Origin of the sequence: Microbacterium hibisci (genome assembly GCF_015278255.1) — a bacterium.
GTDB lineage: Bacteria > Actinomycetota > Actinomycetes > Actinomycetales > Microbacteriaceae > Microbacterium > Microbacterium hibisci.
This window is the reverse complement of sequence record NZ_JADIJC010000004.1, coordinates 1-18,111: the sequence shown is the minus strand read 5'-3', so window position 1 is coordinate 18,111 and position 18,111 is coordinate 1. Positions and strand designations below refer to the sequence as shown.

The 18,111-nt window shown below is 69.1% G+C and carries 17 protein-coding genes and 1 tRNA gene; 10 read left to right on the top strand and 8 right to left on the bottom strand.

From position 1 onward, the window contains the following. Positions 1-427 precede the first annotated feature (427 nt). From IM770_RS08425 to IM770_RS08410, 4 genes are all read right to left on the bottom strand, one after another. Positions 428-598: a hypothetical protein gene (locus IM770_RS08425; RefSeq protein ID WP_203580706.1), complete on the bottom strand. Its 171-nt coding sequence runs from the start codon at positions 596-598 to the stop codon at positions 428-430. Positions 599-686: 88 nt separating this feature from the next. Further along, positions 687-1,316 carry a hypothetical protein gene (locus tag IM770_RS08420; protein ID WP_203580705.1) on the bottom strand — a complete coding sequence of 210 codons (630 nt, stop codon included), beginning with the start codon at positions 1,314-1,316 and terminating at the stop codon, positions 687-689. Between the two features lie 207 nt (positions 1,317-1,523). Next, complete coding sequence (locus IM770_RS08415; RefSeq protein ID WP_307785407.1) at positions 1,524-2,009, bottom strand: tetratricopeptide repeat protein; 486 nt, start codon at positions 2,007-2,009, stop codon at positions 1,524-1,526. Continuing rightward, positions 2,006-2,533 carry a GNAT family N-acetyltransferase gene (locus IM770_RS08410; protein WP_203580704.1) on the bottom strand — a complete coding sequence of 176 codons (528 nt, stop codon included), beginning with the start codon at positions 2,531-2,533 and terminating at the stop codon, positions 2,006-2,008. The genes IM770_RS08415 and IM770_RS08410 overlap by 4 nt, the downstream gene beginning before the upstream one ends. Positions 2,534-2,604: 71 nt before the next feature. On the opposite strand from IM770_RS08410, the gene IM770_RS08405 reads away from it, so the two are divergent. Then, the gene (locus IM770_RS08405) at positions 2,605-3,219 is read left to right on the top strand and encodes a hypothetical protein (protein ID WP_203580703.1); all 615 of its coding nucleotides are present in this window, start codon (positions 2,605-2,607) and stop codon (positions 3,217-3,219) included. 57 nt (positions 3,220-3,276) lie between these two features. On the opposite strand, the gene IM770_RS08400 is transcribed toward IM770_RS08405, so the two are convergent. Together IM770_RS08400 and IM770_RS17910 are read right to left on the bottom strand one after the other, a co-directional pair. After that, positions 3,277-4,062: a nucleotidyltransferase domain-containing protein gene (locus IM770_RS08400; RefSeq protein WP_203580702.1), complete on the bottom strand. Its 786-nt coding sequence runs from the start codon at positions 4,060-4,062 to the stop codon at positions 3,277-3,279. A 31-nt stretch (positions 4,063-4,093) separates the two neighbouring features. After that, positions 4,094-6,196: a DapH/DapD/GlmU-related protein gene (locus IM770_RS17910; RefSeq protein ID WP_239065972.1), complete on the bottom strand. Its 2,103-nt coding sequence runs from the start codon at positions 6,194-6,196 to the stop codon at positions 4,094-4,096. Positions 6,197-6,447: 251 nt separating this feature from the next. Between IM770_RS17910 and IM770_RS08390 the strand changes: the two genes are divergently transcribed. Then, the gene (locus IM770_RS08390; RefSeq protein ID WP_203580701.1) at positions 6,448-7,647 is read left to right on the top strand and encodes an NAD(P)/FAD-dependent oxidoreductase; all 1,200 of its coding nucleotides are present in this window, start codon (positions 6,448-6,450) and stop codon (positions 7,645-7,647) included. A gap of 19 nt (positions 7,648-7,666) precedes the next feature. Here IM770_RS08390 and IM770_RS08385 read toward each other — a convergent pair. Both IM770_RS08385 and IM770_RS08380 read right to left on the bottom strand, forming a co-directional pair. Further along, positions 7,667-7,740 (bottom strand) — tRNA-Gly (locus IM770_RS08385). Positions 7,741-7,910: 170 nt separating this feature from the next. Continuing rightward, a complete protein-coding gene (locus IM770_RS08380; RefSeq protein ID WP_203580700.1) occupies positions 7,911-9,728 on the bottom strand; it encodes a family 43 glycosylhydrolase in 1,818 nt (605 codons plus the stop codon). A 293-nt stretch (positions 9,729-10,021) separates the two neighbouring features. On the opposite strand from IM770_RS08380, the gene IM770_RS08375 reads away from it, so the two are divergent. The 8 genes from IM770_RS08375 to IM770_RS08340 all read left to right on the top strand — a co-directional run. Further along, positions 10,022-10,735 carry a GntR family transcriptional regulator gene (locus IM770_RS08375; RefSeq protein WP_203580699.1) on the top strand — a complete coding sequence of 238 codons (714 nt, stop codon included), beginning with the start codon at positions 10,022-10,024 and terminating at the stop codon, positions 10,733-10,735. 96 nt (positions 10,736-10,831) lie between these two features. Further along, positions 10,832-11,800: a sugar phosphate isomerase/epimerase family protein gene (locus IM770_RS08370; protein ID WP_203580698.1), complete on the top strand. Its 969-nt coding sequence runs from the start codon at positions 10,832-10,834 to the stop codon at positions 11,798-11,800. A gap of 44 nt (positions 11,801-11,844) precedes the next feature. Continuing rightward, entirely contained in the window at positions 11,845-12,792 is a 948-nt protein-coding gene (locus tag IM770_RS08365) for a 3-hydroxyacyl-CoA dehydrogenase family protein (protein WP_203580697.1), read from the top strand. A gap of 123 nt (positions 12,793-12,915) precedes the next feature. After that, the gene (locus tag IM770_RS08360; protein ID WP_203580696.1) at positions 12,916-14,286 is read left to right on the top strand and encodes an ABC transporter substrate-binding protein; all 1,371 of its coding nucleotides are present in this window, start codon (positions 12,916-12,918) and stop codon (positions 14,284-14,286) included. 76 nt (positions 14,287-14,362) lie between these two features. Then, positions 14,363-15,286: a carbohydrate ABC transporter permease gene (locus tag IM770_RS08355; protein ID WP_203580695.1), complete on the top strand. Its 924-nt coding sequence runs from the start codon at positions 14,363-14,365 to the stop codon at positions 15,284-15,286. Then, entirely contained in the window at positions 15,283-16,224 is a 942-nt protein-coding gene (locus IM770_RS08350) for a carbohydrate ABC transporter permease (protein WP_203580694.1), read from the top strand. The genes IM770_RS08355 and IM770_RS08350 overlap by 4 nt, the downstream gene beginning before the upstream one ends. Positions 16,225-16,253: 29 nt before the next feature. Beyond that, positions 16,254-17,774 carry an arabinosylfuranosidase ArfA gene (arfA, locus tag IM770_RS08345; RefSeq protein WP_203580693.1) on the top strand — a complete coding sequence of 507 codons (1,521 nt, stop codon included), beginning with the start codon at positions 16,254-16,256 and terminating at the stop codon, positions 17,772-17,774. A 90-nt stretch (positions 17,775-17,864) separates the two neighbouring features. Next, a partial coding sequence (locus IM770_RS08340; RefSeq protein ID WP_203580692.1) for a dihydroxyacetone kinase subunit DhaK occupies positions 17,865-18,111 on the top strand: 247 nt, incomplete at its 3' end.

The window sequence follows — 18,111 nt, the reverse complement described above, 5'->3', positions numbered from 1 at the left end:
GCCATCTCCCGCGCCCCCGAGGCTGGAGTGGGCGCCAGCTCGGTGCCTGCTTCGACAGCGCGCGCGACATCCGCCCGCGCAAGCCCGGTGATCTGCTGCACCAGGGCGTTCCCGGTTCGCAGACCTTTGCGCTGCGCGAGCCCGCCGTACCCCAGGTCGCGCGCGGACCGGCGCGAGATCTCCGCTGACGCGCCCGCGACGATCAGCTCGAGCGCCTTCCGCGCGTCCGTCGCGTCGGCGAGGAGCGTCAGGAGCTCGTCATCGTCCAGTCGGCACACGTCGGACGCGCCGGCCCCGAGCCGCCCTGCGACGCGTGCCGCGGCATCCGTCAACCGCTCGGCGGCGGTGGATGCGGGGACGAATTCCATAGAACAAAGATACGAACAACCGCCGACATCGCGCCGCGGTGCCCAGTCGGAGCGTGCGTCTACGCGGAGGCGAGGCTGACCGCCTTCTCGGTGAAGTACCTCACCTCGCCGTCCTCGTCCTCGACTCCGATGACGAACTTCCCCGATGGAGTCGCGCGCACGTCGACGACGTGGCCACGGCCCCGGGGCGTGACGACATCTGCTCCGGGCTTAAGAACCGAATCGCTCATACTCGCGATTATGCAGGCGCGAAGTCGTCTCACCGAACCCAGACAGACCCCGGACTGCCCGTGGGAGGTGCGCGAGCGCGGCCGACCGCTACACGCCGTCCAGCGCCTCGCGCAGGTGCTCGCGCCAGAACTCGTAGACCGCGTATGCCTGCTCCACCCGGTCGCTCGCACGAACGGCGGCGACGGCGGGCGCCAGCGACGCCATCACAAAGGCGCGGCGCTCCTCACCGAACTCGACGTTGTGATGGCGGAGGGTGAAGACGTCCATCCATTCCAGAACGAGGTCCCCGTCGTGGGGCAGCGAATACCGGTCGATCCGGCCGCGCTCGTTGCGGACGATGTTCCACCCGCCGCCGGGACGAGGCGAAGCCTCGTACTCCGGGTCGTACAGCCATCGCCAGGTCTGCCCGCTCACGCGCGGATTCCACTGCGCAGGCCGATGCCGGTCGAGCGCGGACGCGAAGGCCTCCGGCGTCCACGGAGCGGGGAAGAAGGTGGAGACGGCGACGTCGAACTCCAGTCGCGACAGCTGCTCACCCTGGCCCGACGCAGACAGGAGCGCGTCCACAAGCGCACGGGTGACGACATCCGGCCCGTCGTCGAGCATCTGCACGTGCTGCGCGAGGGCTCGGACGAACACCGCACGCTGCCCCAGCCCGAACGGTGGGAGCGGGATCCAGTCGACCGTGGGCCTGCCCCACGGGATGCCGTCACGCAATGCCGTCGTCCTTTCTGGCGCACCACGCGCCGGCGGTCGCCATCGCGGTGCAGGTGCCGATGATCTTCGGTGGTACCCGCGGATGCCGACGATCCGGCAGGCCCGCAGCCGGCACGCGCGAAACGACGCGCGGTATACGCACTGACAGGCTACGCGGCGCCAGACGTCGAGCGCGCCCCGCGCGCCCGCCCCGTCACGCCTCGGTCGTCAGTCCTGGTCCGTCAGCTCGGCGGCGTACGCGAGCACGGCGCGGTTGTAGAGCGGGAGGTGTGGTGCCAACGCGGTGAGTGCCACCTCGAGGGCTTCGTCCGCGCGGCCCGCGCTATGAAGCGCGAGGGCGAGGAACGCTGCGGGCGCGCCGCCCAGCTCCGGCGCATCGAGGCCTTCCAGCAGTGCGATTGCCTGCTCGTGCTGGCCGAGGTTGCGGAGCGTGCTTGCCAGCTGCAGTGTGACCTGATGCTCCTCGACGGCATCGAGACCCGTTGCGAGGGCACGACGATAGGGTTCGACCGCTTCCTCCTCGAGGCCGAGCGCGTCGTGCACACCGCCCCACTCCGCGAGTGCGCGCGCGTCGCCGGGAGCGCGTTGATCCACGAGTGCGCGCATCTTCGCGAGCATGCCGGCCGGGTCGCTGTCGTCGAACGTCGCCCAGAAGGCCTCGACACGGGCAGTCCAGTTCGCCTCGTCGGTCACGTCATCACGCTCCCCGCGACGTGGTACTTGAACCCGACATGGGAGTCGACGAAGCCCAGCCGCAGGTAGAAGCGGTGAGCGTCATGACGCTGGCGATCCGACGTGAGCTGCACGAGCGTGGCGCCGCAGGCGGGGGCCGCGACCTCGGTGACCCAGCGCATCATGGCGCTTCCCAGTCCCGCCGAACGGTGGTCGCCGGCCACCCGCACCGCCTCGACGAGGAGGCGAGTGCTGCCGCGGCGGGCCACCCCGGGGATCGCCGTCAACTGCAGCATCGCGATCACGCGGCGGTGGGCATCGACCGCGACGATCAGCTCGTTGGAGGCATCCGCGATGATCCGCGACAGTCCAGACGCGTACGCGTCTTGGTCCGCGTCGGCATCCACGTCGCCTCGAGCGGCGCTGATCGGGTCGTCCGACAGCAGCCTCATCAGCGCGTGCAGGTCACCCATCTCGGCCCGTCGCAGCGCCACCTGCCCTCCGCGCAGCGTCAGATCGGCGGGGAGGGCGAGCGCTTGCAGCATGCTGTCCATCATCCCAGTGAGGCATCCACCGGCCGTCCCGCGCCGGCGCCACGTCCGGCTACCGTGGAGCGATGACCCGCGGCTATGAAGACGACGGATGCCCCACCGCGGCGCGCAGCTACATCCCTCGGTCGCACCGCGCGCTGCCGATGCTGCGGCTGTACCTTCCGTTTCGCGACCCGTCGCTGCCGACCGGCGACGACGTGGTGCGGTGGTCGCGTTTCGTGGACGTCGAAGAGCAGCCCGCGTCGCTGAGCTGGTTCGAGGTCGCCGACCGCGTCGCCGAGGAGAAGCCCGAAGTCCGCGACCTCGTGGCGTCCATGGGGGTGCTCGACGACGACACCGCTCAGGCGCTCCGCGACGCGATCGGCGATCGAGCGCTGCGATGCCTTCGTTGGGTGGGCTACGCGGGTGAGACCCCGTTCACCGACGCACCGGTACGCGTTCACGGCGAGGACTACTTCGAAGCCGATCTCACCCCCGACGACGTCCGCGCCGAACACCGGATCCCCGAATTCGCGTGGGATGCGGACGGATGCCTCGCCTGGGGTGCACTCCTCTACCCCGACTCGCTCGTGATCGCGGCCGAGCTGCCGCTGTTCCGGCAGCTGCGCAACGATCCGCGCGTCGACACGGCCACACTGCGGCCGGACCGGGACGCGATGCCGCCCAGCGCAGGAGACTAGGTCGTCGTTCGGGCCGCGACGCCCGCGACGCCCGGTCGGCCTGCCCGCCGTGCGGGCTCAGCCTACGAGCCGCCGGAACAGCGCATCGGCCCGCGCCTGCGTCTCCGACGGGTCCTTCGCCGGCGGCATCGACTCGTAGGCCTCGGCGCGCTCGAGCTCGGCGGCGACGAAGCGCTCCAGCACGCGGGGCGCGGCGCCGGCCCCCATCTCGCGGGTCACCGACTTGAGGGCGATCAGCTCGGTCGCGGCATCCGTCACCGCCGACTCCGCGGTGCTCTCCGACAGGAGCGTCGGCAGATCCATGGGCGGGACGGCGTCGTCGGGGTGGTCGGCCAGCCAGCGGAGCGCGGCGGCGGGGCGCAGCACGTAGAAGAAGCGCTTCAGCGAGGCCGGACCCGCCTGCTGGTGCCGGGCGACGTGCAGGTAGTGACGACCGACCGCCGCGCGCTCCACCACGGCCGCCGCGAACGACAGGACGTCGTCGCGGAACGACGGCTCGCCCGCGTACACGATCGGCGAGCGGAGCCACTCGATCGCGGTCGCATTGCCCTTGGCGATGAGGCGGAGCGCCTTCGCGAGATCCCAGCCGTTGACGTCGAAGGTCTTGTCGAGCGGCGTCTCGATGACGTCGCGCGCCGGCCACAGCGAGAGATACCCGTCCCGATCCCGCACGAACAGGAAGCGGCAGTCGTAGTCGCTGTCCGGTGAGGGGAAGCCCCACGCCCGGCTGCCGCTCTCGATCGCCCAGGGGATCCGCACGCGGTGCTCGGCTGCCACCGTCGCCAGGCGCCGGTCGATCTCGGCGACGACGTCGGGGTCGAGGCTGTCGGGGATCGCGCGCATCGCTCGACCCTACCGGGGCGTCGCGCCGGCGCTACCGCAGCGAGGCCGCCGGCTCCGGCCGGTGCACGCCGCGCGGACGATAGCCGAGCGCACCCGACACGCCCGCCAGATCGGCGAGGTACCAGATGATCGCGAGCCACATCTCGGTGCCCTGCAGGCCGGGCTCGGTCTCGGCGAGTCCTCGCGCGGCGGGGCTGGGCTCGCGGAACGAGAACCCGGCGCCCGGCACCCACGTGGCGACGGCATCCGCCAGCAGGCGACCGGCGAGCTCGCGCACCTCGTCGCCGCGATAGCCCGTCGCGCGGGTGAGCCAGAGGGGATGCGCGATGTCGAGCACATTGCAGGCGTTGCGCGCGCCCGTGGTGAACCAGCGGGGTTCGCGTGCGTGGCGCAGCACCGTGTCGACGACGCGTTCCGGGCGCGGGACGGGCACGCCGAACTGCGCGAAGGTGCCGCGCGAGGCGCGGTAGAACCCGTTCACGATCGGCAGCAGGTCGCCGTCGGGCGCGGCCGCGCCCCACATCCCGCTCTGCGGGTCGGTGTTCAGGAGCAGCCAGCCGAACAGCGCCTCCTCCACACCGGAGGGAATCGGATGCCCCGCCCGCCGTGTCCACAGCAGCGCGGTGCCGAACCCGTCGATGTGGTGGCCGGCGCCCCATGCGTCGGTGGCCCACGGCAGACTCTCGCAGAACGCGACGACCCGCTCGGGCGTCGCGGCCGTCACCCACGTGAGGGGAGCGGGGAACGCCGAACCCAGCAGATCCAGCGCGTATCCGGTACTCAGCACGTGGTACGCGACGTCGCCGTGCGAGAAGCCGAGGCCCTCCTGCTGGCGTCCCTCCGCATCGAGAGGCGCCACCGCGCCGGTCGACGGATCCTGCCACTCCTGCAGCCGCCGGATCTGGTCGGCGGCCGATGCCTGCGTCGGCGCCGTGCCCAGCAGCAGATCGGCGATCTCCACGGCGTCGCCCTGCGCGCGCACCGTGGGTGCGGCACCAGGGCGGTCGGTGAAGAGCCCCAGGTCGTCGCGCCAGGCGCGATCGAGGAGGGCGGATGCCTCGTCCCGTGCGCGTGCGGCGAGCTCGGCCACGCGCTCCGCGAGGCCGGCGAGGTCGTCCGCGGGTGCGCCGGCGCTCATCCCGGAGCCGCCGGCGCTCGCCAGGGGTGCAACGGCGCTCGCCGCGGGTCGGCTGGTGCTCGCCGCGGGAGCGGAGGTGGGGGCCGTGGCGCGGCCGGCGACGGTGGGTGAGCCGGCGATGGTCGAGGCAGCGAGGTCGGCGTCCGGGCCGGAGCGGTCCGGCTCCGCGTCGGCGTCCGTCGCGCCTGCGACGGTCGGCGCGGACTCGGAGGCTGCCGCTGCCCGGGTCTCGAAGACGGCGGGAGCAGGCCCCGCGTGCGCGGAGAGCAGGGGCGACGCGTTCGCGCGCGGGGCTGCGGCATCCGTCTCCGCCGCTCCGGACTCGGCATCCGCGCGCGGTGCGTTCGTCATCGGGGTCGCTGTGGTCGCACCCGTCGTGCCACGGGCTGCGGCGTCGGCCGCTGCGTCGGGCGCGATGCCGGTGTCGTCGGGCTCGACCCGCCAGCGGATGAAGCGCGCAGGGTTCCCGCCGACGACGGCTCCGTCGGGCACGTCCTTCGTGACCACGGCGCTCGCCGCGAGCACCGAGTGGGACCCGACCCGGATGCCGTCGAGGATCACGACGTGGGAGCCGATCCAGACGTCGTCGCCGATCTCGATGCCCTTGGACGTCAGCGGCTGGCGGAAGACGGGCGTGCCCGACTCCATCGAGTGATTGAAGCCGAGTATCGACGTGTGCGCCCCGATGCGCACGCCGTCGCCCATGCGGACGCGCCCGCGGATCACGGTGTACGGGTTGATGCTGCAGTCGGCGCCGGCATCGAGGTCTCCGGTCAGATAGGCGCCGGCGGCGACGTACGTGCGGTCGCCGAGACGAAGAGAGTCGTTGTCGACCGACGCGAGCTCGGAGATGAAGCACTGCTCGCCGAGCCGGTGATCCTTCCGGCCGGCGACGACGGTCTCCTGGAGGGCGAGCTGCGCCTCGCGTTCGGCGGGGCTCGCCTCGCTCCAGAAGTCCCAGGGGGAGTATTCGTGGGCGGCGATCGCGGGAGTCATAGGAGAGGGGGCGAACGGCCCGCGCGTCGGCGCGGGGAGCGGGTCGTTCGCCCACACTAGCGCAGCACACCGGTCGACCCGCCCGCCGCCGTCGGCCGCGCCGGGCATCATGCGACGCCGCGGCGCTGGGCACAAGCCCCCTGCGGAGGGCGATCGTCGCACCTAGCCTCGGCGCCACGGACAACGGACGCCTTCGCGGCCGGCGCCATCGCCGATCCCGCCAGCGCCGACGCCTCGATCGGGGAGGGATCGTGACCGACAACACCGCGCACCACCGTGTCATCGTCATCGGAGGTGGCAACGGCGGCATCTCGATCGCCGCACGCCTGCGAAACGCCGGCGTCGACGACATCGCCATCGTCGAGCCGCGTGAGGAGCACCTCTACAAGCCGCTGTTCTCGCACGTCGCAGGCGGCACGGCGCCCGCGAGCATCACGGTGCGTCCGCAGCGCGACGTGATGCCGAAGGGTGTGCGGTGGATCCAGGATGCCGTCGCCTCGGTCCAACCCGAAAGCGATGCCGTCCTGCTCGAAGGCGGAGACCGGCTCACCTATGACCAGCTGGTCGTCTGTCCCGGCATCCAGCTCGACTGGGACCGCGTGCCGGGACTGGTGGATGCGCTGCGGACGCCGTCGGCGGCATCCCACTACGAATTCGAACTGGCGAAGAAGGCCTCCTCGCTGCTGCGCGACGTGAAGGAGGGGACGGTCGTCTTCACGCAGCCCGACGGGCCCGCGTCGTGCGCCGGCGCCGCGCAGAAGCCGATGTACCAGGCGTGCGACTACTGGCGGGCGACCGGAGTGCTCGACGCCATCCGCGTGGTGATGGTCGTGCCGACGCGGACCCCCTTCCTCGCGCCCTTCGATCGCGAACTGGAGCGCAAGATCGCCGAGTACGAGATCGAGCTGCGCACGCAGAGCGTACTGCTGCGCGTGGACGCGGATGCGCAGGAGGTGGTGCTGGGCGGTCCCGACGGTCCGGAGCACCTGCACTACGACGTGCTCAACGTCGAGCCGCCGCAGTCGGCGCCCGACTGGCTCAAAGCGTCGTCGCTTGCCGTGCCCGGAGTATCGGGCGGCTTCGTCGAGGTGGATCCGCGCACGCTGCGGCATCCGCGATTCCCGAACGTGTGGGCTCTGGGAGACGCGGCGGCGACCACCAACTCGAAGTGCGGGGGCGCCCTCCGCAAGCAGACGTGGGTGGCGGCGAAGAACATCAAGAAGGTGTTGCGCGGAAAGGAGCCCACCGCTCGCTACGACGGCTACGCGGTGTGCCCGTTCACGGTGTCGCGATCCACCGTGGTGTGGGCGGAGTTCGACGACCAGGGACGGCAGAAGCCCACGATCCCGTTCTTCACGCGGATGTATCGCGAAAGCCGGCTGTCGTGGCTCTTCGACCGGCATGTGCTGCCCTGGGTCTACTGGAACCTGATCCTGACCGGTCGCGTGTGACGGCGTGGTCGTGTCGATGTGGAGGGGCTGACGGGAATCGAACCCGCGCTGTCTGCTTGGGAAGCAGAAGTTCTGCCATTGAACTACAGCCCCGGACGCCGGCATCCCGGCGTTCGCGCGCCTGTGACAGCGCCCGGCCAGCATAACAGCACCACTCGGCAGGGTCCGCGTGGTGTGGCGCCGCGCGGCCGGACGCGCGGGATCCGGATGCCCCGCGTCGAGAAGGGGCGCCGTTGTCCACGGCGCCCCTTCCGATCGCGGTCCTACCTGAGTCCGCGCTTGCTGGTGACGACCTCGTCGCTGACATTGCCGACCGCGTCGGTCGCGCGAACGGTCAGCGTGCTGGCGGCATCGATCTGGACGGGGCCTTCATAGACCCGCCAGCCGGCGTCGGCCTGGTTGGGCTTGCTGATCCGGTACTCGATCACCTCGACGCCGGACATCTCATCGCTCGCCTCGACCACGAGCCGCTGCCGCTGGTCGAGCGAAGCGGTGACGGTCGGAGCGGCCGTGTCGTAGGTCATCTCCAGACGCCACTGCTGCGGCGGCCACTTCGCGGCCTGCGTCAGGTTGCCCGCCTGGTGGTCGCCATCGCGCCGGAATCCGCCGACGATGCCGGACCCGGTGGACAGGCCGGGGTCCGAGACCTCGAGCGCGAGGTTGGATGCCTCGCCGACGAGCCGGTGGAATCCGTGACCGGTGTCATCGAAGTACCACCGCTGCGCGGCGCTGTCGTCGCACGTGGCCAGCGCGATGGGCGTCCCGACCGTGCCGTCGAGCGAGGTCATCGTGATGCAGTCATCCTTCGAGCCCGCCAGGCTCCGCCAGCTGTAGAAGCCGTCGCCCTTCCGCTGCAGCTGGAAGTACTGCGCGTTGTCCTCCTCGCATTCGGCGAGCATGAGGTCGCCGTCCGACGCTGCGAGACAGTTGTCGGAGGCCACGGGGTTCTGCAGGCTGTTCGGGTCGGCGAGGCTGCCTGCCTGGACGCGGAGGCTGTAGAGCGCACGGTCCTGGATGTCGTACGCGCCACCCCCGGGCTCGTAGAAGAACGGCCAGCCGTCGTCCCAGTTGAACGGACGGATCCCCATCACCGTGCCCGGTCGATGGGCGTGATACGTGAGGTAGATCTCACCGTCCTCGCGGAAGTAGTCGGGGGCGCCGGGGGACCGGTAGAGACCCTCCGGCGTCACGCCTTCCTGCGCGACGCGGCTGTTGAGGATGATCGTCCCCCCGCCCTCAGCGAGATCGACGCCGTTCTTGTCGAGGTAGGGGCCTTGGATGTCCTTCGACCGGCCGGCCACGATCTTGTAGGTGTTGTCGTTCCCGCTCGCGCGGCAGCACCAGTCCCACGCGGTCAGCAGATAGAACCAGTCACCGTGCTTGAACACCGAGGGGCCCTCGATGCGGTTGAAGCTGGGATTGGTCCACGGGAATCGTTCGCTCGCACGGTCCGCGACCTTCACCGGCTCGCCGAGCAGAGTCACCATGTCGGGGGCGAGCTCCTGAATGAAGATGCCGTCGTAGTGGGAGCCCCAGGTCATCCACCAGTTGCCCTCGTCGTCCTTCTCCAGCGCGGCGTCGATCGCGTTGAACGTGTTGTTCTCGGGCGACCGGGTACCGGACGCGACGATCGCGCTCCCGTGGTCGACATAGCTGGAGGGGATCTCGGGCGTCGTGGTCGTCTTCAGCCCGATCGCGGAGTTGTTCGTTCCGAACGAGGAGGTCGAATAGTAGTAGTACGTCGTGTCACCGATCTGCTGAACATGCGGAGCCCAGACGGCGTTGCCCGCCCATGGCGCCGTCGGAACGCTGCCGATGTTCGTCCAGGGACCCTCCAGCGACGGCGCCGTCCAGATGCCGCGGTGGCTCGGCGCCGCGAAGTACGTGTCGCCCTTCTTCCACACGGTCGGGTCGTGCAGGTTGAGGTTGCCCGACAGGGGGAGCTGCCCGGCGGGTTCGATGTCGATTGGGGGTGGGGGTGCCGTCTCGGCTGCCGCCGGTGCAGCGGCGAGGAGACTCGCCCCCAGGACGAACGCCACTGCTGCGGCGATCGCGCGTCTCGAGCTTCGTTGGAGTTTCACTTGTGCCTTTCCTTCTCAGCGCTGAGAGGACCGCCATCCGGCGTCGGCTGGCCGGGTCACCGCCGGGCACGACACCTCGGGCGAACGGAGGAGTTATGAATGACTCCGTCGTTCATCCATCCCGCATTGTATTTCCTATAGGATAGTGGCGCTGCCGCGTCCGTCAAGTGTCCATCGCCCGACGCCGCTATGACCGCATCGGCGGACGGGCGGTTGCGCGCGTTCCTCACCGAGATACGCTTCCAGGTGCGTCGGCGGATGCGGCGACCGAGAGAGAAGGGCCGGGTGACACGATGACGATCCCTCGCGCGAATGCGAATGTGGACGAGATCGAACGTCGCGGACTGCGAGAGCAGGTATACGACTCGGTGCTGCGCCGACTGCTGGATGGTCGGCTCGCCTCGGGTGAGCGGCTGTCGATCGAGGATGTCGCTCGCTCGCTCAACGTGTCGCCCACGCCCGTGCGCGAGGCCTTCGTCATGCTGGAGCGGACGGGCCTGGTCTCCCGGGTCGCGCAGCGCGGGTATCGGGTGGCGCCGCCGCTCGACGACGCGCAGCTCGCCGAGCTCTTCGATGCCCGCCTACTGCTGGAGGAGCACGCGGCTCGTCTGGCGTACACGCGGCGCACGGAGCTCCTCTCCGCGCTGAAGCGCATCACCAGGGACCACGACGAGCACGCCGACGAGATCGTCGCCTACGGCCCTCAGTCCGCCGTGCCGATCGAGGCCACCCAGGCGTACTTCACGAGTGACGCCGAGTTCCACAACGCGATCTTCGAGATGGCCGGCAACCGCTATCTGATCGAGATGTACGGCTCGCTGGGGGCGCTCACGCACCGCATGCGGCAGATCGCGCTCCGCGGCCCTGAAGATGTGCGGGACGCGACCAGCGAACACCACGCGATCGTCGACGCCTTCGAGTCCGGCGACGCAGAGGCTGCCGCCGCAGCGATGCGGGAGCACATCCAGAACGTGCGCGCGCGCTCTCTCAAGCGCGCCGACGGCTGACCTTCCAGGGCGAGCATCCGCGTTCGCCGGGTTGTCGCGCGGGCGCTATACTTCCAATATCCTATTGGAAATTGTTTTCCGCGCAGGGAGGCGGCGATGCCCACACCATTCACGGCCGACGGTTGGCCGATCGCGACCTGCCTGCACGGCGTGCCTACGACGGCATCTTCGGGCGAACCTCTGCACGAGGCTTCGGATGAGGAATGGTCGAAGGCCCTGCGGCTTGTCGCGTCCGTCGGCTTCGGCGTGGCGGAGCTGGCTGACAGTCACGCCCGGATCGGCGACATGTCGCCGTCTCGCCTGCTCGAGCTGAAGGCGGTCTTCGCCGAGAACGGCATCATCGCTCCGTCCGTGCACGTGCAGCGGAAGAGTGTCATCGAGCCCGGCAAGGGCGAGGAGAACCTCGCCTACGCGCACCGGACGATCGACGCCGCAGCCGCGTGGGGCATGGAGGTGGTGTCGACCGGACTGCATCAGCCGTTCACGGCGGCCCAGCGCCGTGCGCTCTGGTTCTGGACCGAGCCCGGCCCGCGGGATCCCGACGACCCCGAGATCTGGGCTCTCGCCGTGTCGCGGCTGCGCCAGCTCGGCCGGCATGCCGCCGACGTCGGCCTGGAGCTCTCCCTCGAGATGTACGAGGACACCTATCTCGGATCGGCCGACGACGCGGTGCGCCTCGTCGAAGCGATCGACCTGCCGAACGTCGGCCTCAATCCCGACATCGGCAATCTCGTCCGTCTCCATCGTCCGATCGAGGACTGGCGGCTCGCATATGCCAAGACCCTGCCGTATGCCAACTACTGGCACATCAAGAACTACAACCGCGACGAGGCGGCCGGCCTGACGACGTCGACGCCGTCGACGTTGGAGCAGGGGATCATCAACTACCGCCAGGTCATCTCCGACGCGGTGAGCGGCGGCTACCGGGGAATCTTCCTGATGGAGCACTACGGCGGCGACAGCCTCGGCGTCTGCGCGACCAACCGTGAGTACGTCCGGGACGTGCTGGCCCATGCGGTCGCCGAGGTGAACCGAGCCGAGGCCCAGGCGTCCGCCGCGCATTGACCCGCCGTCCGCGGTCCCGCGCCGCCGAACAGAGAGAAGAACACATGAAGTCCTACGCCGTCGTCGGATCCGGCTACATGGGCGGGGGCATCGCCCAGTCGCTCGCCCTGTCGGGCGCTCGCGTCACGATCTCGGATGTGTCGGGCGACGTCGCCCGGAACAACCTGACCCGCCTGCTCGAGGAGGCCCGCGTGTTCGAGGCCGAGGGGCTGTTCCCCGAAGGCGCGCACGCGACGATCGAGGCCAACCTCACCGCGGCCGAGTCGATCGAAGAGGCCGTACGCGATGCGTCGTTCATCGAGGAGGCGGTTTCCGAGCGACTCGAGATCAAGCACGATGCGCTGCGGCGCATCAGCGCCGCGTGCGCCCCGGATGCCGTCATCGGGTCGAACACCTCGACCATCCTGATCTCGTCGATGGCCCCCGCGGTGAGCCGCCCGGAGCGTTTCCTCGGGGTGCACTTCTCGAACCCGGCTCCCTTCATCCCCGGTGTCGAGATCATCGCTCACGACGCCACCGACGAGAGCGCCATCCAGCTTGCGGAGGACGTCGTGCGCGCGACGGGCAAGCTGCCCGCCCGCGTCGCGGATGCCACCGGCTTCGTGCTCAACCGGCTGCAGTACGCGCTCTTCCACGAAGCGTCGCAGATCGTCGAAGAGGGGATCGCCTCCGCGGAGGACGTCGACACGATCGTCCGCACGACGTTCGGCTTCCGTCTGCCGTTCTTCGGGCCGTTCGCGATCGCCGACATGGCCGGTCTCGATGTGTATGCGCTGTGCTATGCGTCGCTGCAGACGAGGTGGCCCGAGCGGTTCGCCACGCCGCCGTCGCTCGAGGAGCACGTCGCGGCCGGTCGTTTCGGCACCAAGACCGGGGCCGGTTACCTGGCGATCCCGGCCGAGCGGACGCCCGAGCTCGTGGACTACCGGAATCGCGCCTACGTCCAGATGGCCAAGCTCCTCGCTGAACTCGGGCCGGCTCCGACTTCGTGAACCGCTGGACATCGAGCCCGATCATCTCTATCCTATAGGAAAGATGAATCACTCCCGAGGGTCCATCGGTGGGCTCTGCAGCGTGGTGACGAAGAAGTCCGTGCACTCGGAAGGAAACAGCAGATGAACAAAAAACGCTTGATCGGGCTGGCGGCGACGGCCGCGGCCGCTCTCGCCCTCGCTGGATGTGCCGGCGGCGACGCCGACGGTGGCGACGCGGGCACCGGTGGGGGTGGCGGCGACGCCGCCGCGTGCGCGAACACCATCGTCAACGCCGATGCCGAGCAGGTGACGGTGTGGGCGTGGTACCCGGCGTTCGAAGGCGTCGTCGACGTCTTCAACGAGAACCACGACGACGTTCAGGTGTGCTGGGTCAATGCCGGTGTCGGCAAGGACGTCTACCCGAAGTTCTCGACGGCGCTCGAGGCAGGCAACGGCGCTCCCGATGTCATCCAGCTCGAGAACGAGGTGATCCCGAGCTTCACCATCCGTGAGGGTCTCGTAGACCTCGTCGAGTACGGCATCGACGAGAAGGAGGACCAGTACGCGCCCGGAGCATGGAGCGACGTGTCGAGCGGTGACGCGGTCTACGCCGTGCCGGTCGATCTTGGTCCCGTCGGGATGCTTTACCGTGCCGACATCCTCGAGGAGTTCGGCATCGAGGTGCCGACCACCTGGGACGAGCTCGCAGCCGCATCCCAGCAGCTGAAGGACGCCGGTTCGGAGAGCTTCCTCGCCAACTACCCGACGAACGGCCGGTCGTTCAGCCAGGCGCTGTTCGCCCAAGCCGGGAACGTGCCGTTCGACTTCTCCACGGAGAACATCGAGGAGATCGGCATCGAGGTCGACGACGCCGCGACCAAGCAGGTGCTGGAGTACTGGTTCGAACTGATCGACGCGGGCGTCGTCTCGGCGGACGACCGGTCCACCCCCGACTTCAACACCGCGGTGGTCAACGGACGTCACGCCACCTACCTGGCGGCCGCGTGGGGACCGGGATACCTCATGGGACTCGAGGAGGAGGCCGACCCCGACGCGCGGTGGGCGGCCGCACCGCTTCCGCAGTGGGATCCCGAGAACCCGGTGTTCGTGAACTGGGGAGGCTCGTCCTTCGGCGTCACGAGCCAGGCTCAGAATCCCGAGCTCTCGGCGCTCGTCGCATCCGAGCTCTTCGGCACCGAGGAGGCCTGGAAGGTCGGCATCGAGGAGGGCGCGCTCTTCCCGACGTACCTGCCGGTGCTCGAGTCGGACTACTTCGTCGAGATGGAGTACCCCTTCTTCGGCGGCCAGAAGATCAACAAGGACGTCTTCCTCGAAGCAGCCGCGGCCTACGAGGGCTTCACCTTCAGCCCGTTCCAGACGTTCGCGTACGACAAGCTGACCGAGGCTCAGGCATCCGTCCTCCAGGGTGCGGCCACGATCGACGAGGCGCTCGCCACCTACCAGAAGTCGCTCGAGGACTACGCGACCTCGCAGGGCTTCACCCTCAAGTAAACCCACGTCCAGTGGCGCGGCCGATCCTGCCCTCCGGCAGGATCGGCCGCCCCCCGGATCGAAGGAGTTCCGACTCATGACCGTGTCCACAGCTGAGCGCGTCCGACGCAAGGGCATGTCGCCGGCCACCCGGACGTCGCTTTACGGCTGGTCCTTCGTGGCGCCGTTCGGGCTGGTGTTCCTCGCCTTCCTCGCGGCGCCGCTCATCTATGCCTTCTGGCTCAGCCTGAACACCCGCACCTTGACCAAGGGCGTCGTCTTCACCGGCTTCGACAACTATGTGCGGGCGTTCACCGACCCCGCGTTCCTCAACGGCGTGCTGTGGGTGGTCGGCTTCTCGGCGGTGCTGATACCGCTGCAGATGATCGTGTCGCTCGCCGCCGCGCTGGTCATCGACGCATTGGCCACGCGCCTCGCCAGCTTCTCGCGGCTCATGATCTTCATCCCGTACGCGATCCCCGTCGTCATCGGCGCGCTGATGTGGGGCTTCCTCTACAGTCCGCGCTTCGGTCCGATCGCAGAGATCGCCGCCATCTTCAACGTCGAAGCGCCGTACTTCCTCGACCCCGAATGGGTCTTCTTCGGCCTCATGAACATCGTCACGTGGCAGTGGGCCGGCTACTACATGATCATCATCTATGCCGCTCTGCGAGGGATCGACCCGTCCGTGTACGAGGCGGCGAAGCTCGACGGAGCCAATGCCTGGCAGATCGCGCTGCGCATCAAGGTGCCGATGATCTCGTCCGCGATGGTGCTGATCCTCGTCTTCGCCCTCATCGGCACCCTGCAGTTCTTCACCGAGCCGCAGGTGCTGCGCAACATCGCGCAGGGTTCGATCACGGCATCCTTCACACCCAACATGTACGCGTTCTCGCTCGCGTTCTCGTACGACCAGATCAACTACGCCTCCGCGATCTCGTTCGCGCTCGGCCTGTTCGTGGTGGTCGGTTCGTACCTCTTCATGTTCTTCAACCGGAAGCGAAGCGGGCTCAGCTCATGACCGTGCAAGAAACCCAGCCCTCGACCCGGACGCTCGTCCGCGCGAACGCCTCGAAGCGGACGAGGGAGCAGCCTCCGACATCCGCTCGCCGCCGTGTGGGGCTGATCCCCGCGCACGTCTTCCTGCTGATCCTGGTCTTCTACTTCGTCATGCCGCTGTGGTGGCTGATGGTCGCCAGCACCAAGTCGACCGCCGGCCTCTTCAACGGCGACGGGGGCCCGCTGTGGTTCGACAGCGAGATGAACCTGTGGGAGAACATCGTCGGCCTGGCGACGTACAACGGCGGCGAGTACTTCCGGTGGATGGCGAACTCGGCGCTGTACGCCTTCGTGGGCGGCATCGGCGCCACCGTGCTCGCGGTGCTGGCCGGCTATGGCCTGGCGAAGTACAAGTTCCGCGGGCGCAACCTGTCATTCGCCATCCTGCTCGGATCGGTCATGATCCCCAGCACCGCCCTGGTGATCCCCACCTTCGTGCTGCTGAGCCAGGTGGGCATGGTCAACACGATCTGGGCGGTGATCCTGCCCTCGCTGCTCAACCCCTTCGCGGTGTACCTCATGCGCGTGTACGCGGCGGACGCGATCCCCGACGAGCTCCTGGACGCCGCGCGCGTCGACGGGGCAGGGGAGTACCGCACCTTCCTGCAGGTGTGCCTGCCGCTGCTGCGCCCGGCCATCGTCACCGTGCTGCTGCTGTCGGTCGTGTCGACGTGGAACAACTACTTCCTGCCGCTGGCGATGCTCAACGACTCACGACTGTTCCCCATCACCGTCGGCCTCGGCGTGTGGCAGGGTCAGGCGATCCAGAACTCGGGCGGCCAGCAGATCTGGAACCTCATGATCACGGGGGCGTTCCTCTCGATCATCCCGCTCATCATCGCCTTCCTCGCGCTGCAGAAGTACTGGCGCGGCGGGCTCGCCCTCGGAAGCGTGAAGTGACGTACGACACCACTCAGAACGGAGATCACATGGCCGCCCGATCCGAAGCGCGGGTTCACCTCGACCCTCAGCGACGCGTGGGCTCCCTGGATCGCCGCCTGTTCGGCTCGTTCGTCGAGCACCTCGGACGCGCCGTCTACAACGGCATCTACGAGCCCGGCCACCCGGCCGCCGACGAGGACGGCTTCCGCACCGACGTGCTCGACCTCGTCCGTGAACTGGGTGTGTCGACCGTGCGCTACCCCGGCGGCAATTTCGTATCGAGCTACCGCTGGGAGGACGGCGTCGGCCCGCGCGAGGACCGACCGAACCGGATCGACCTCGCGTGGCACACACTGGAGACGAACGACGTCGGCCTCGACGAGTTCGCGCGCTGGTCGGACCGGGCGGGCACCGAGTTGATGCTCGCCGTCAACCTCGGCACGCGCGGGATCGAGGCGGCGGTCGACCTGCTCGAGTATGCCAACGTGCGGTCGGGGACGGCGCTCTCGGACGCGCGCATCGCCAACGGGACGCCCGCCCCTCACGATGTGCGCATGTGGTGCCTCGGCAACGAGATGGACGGGCCTTGGCAGGTCGGATACACGGATGCCGACTCCTACGGTCGTCTGGCAGCCCAGACCGCGCGAGCGATGCGCCGGGTGGACGAGACCCTCGAGCTCGTGCTCTGCGGCAGCTCGAAGCCCGACATGCCCACCTTCGGCGCGTGGGAGCGCACGGCGCTTCGCCACGCGTACGACGTCGTGGACTACATCTCGTGCCACGCGTACTACGAGGAGCTCGACGGCGATCGCGCCAGCTTCCTCGCCTCCGGGGTGAGCATGGACCGGTTCATCGAGGCTGTCGCCGCGACGGCCGACCAGGTGCGCGCCGAGCTCAAGCACGAGAAGGTCATGCAGATCTCGTTCGACGAATGGAACGTATGGTACAACCGGCGCTTCCACCGCGAGGACAAGATCACCGACCCGCACACGTGGCCCTACGCCCCGAGGCTGCTGGAGGACCAGTACTCCGTGGTGGATGCCGTGGTGGTGGGTGGTCTCCTCATCTCGCTGCTCAACCACGCCGACCGGGTGCGGGCCGCCAGCCTCGCGCAGCTCGTCAACGTGATCGCCCCGATCATGACGGAGCCGGGCGGGCCCGCGTGGCGTCAGACGATCTTCTATCCGTTCGCCGACGCGTCGCGCCTCTCGCAGAGCGAGGTGCTGGATCTCGCGCTCGCCGCCCCCACGTACACGACGGAGCGCTACGGCGAGGTTCCCGCCGTGGACGCCGCGGCGACGTGGGATGCCGCCACCGGTCGCACGTCGGTGTTCCTGGTGAACCGGATCGAAGAGCCGGTCACCGTGTCGGTCGACGTGCGGGCGCTCACCGTCACCGCGATCGCCGAGGCTCGAGGCATCTGGCACGACGACCCGGACGCCGGGAACACGCTCGACGCACCCGACGCGGTGACGCCCCGTGCCAACGAGAGCGCGGTGCTCGAGGACGGATTGCTCACCGTCACGCTGCCGGGCATCTCGTGGACGGCGCTCGATCTCACTGCGTGAGACCTGTTGCACATGACGTCACCGCGGCTACTGTCGCGGCGTGGGTCGGGCCGCTCGAGATCGGCGGCTCCGTCGAGATGAGAGGGCGCGATGACGCGGTTGTGGAATGAGTCGGCGGATTTCGCCGATGAGATGATCGACGGTTTCGTGGCGGCGAATGGCCGGTATGTGCGTCGGGTGCCGGGTGGGGTGGTGCGCTCCACGGTGTCCCCGGCCGGGCAGGTTGCGGTGGTGGTGGGCGGCGGTTCGGGTCACTATCCCGCGTTCGGCGGGCTGGTGGGGCCGGGGCTGGCGCATGGTGCGGCGATGGGCAACCTGTTCGCCTCGCCCTCCACGC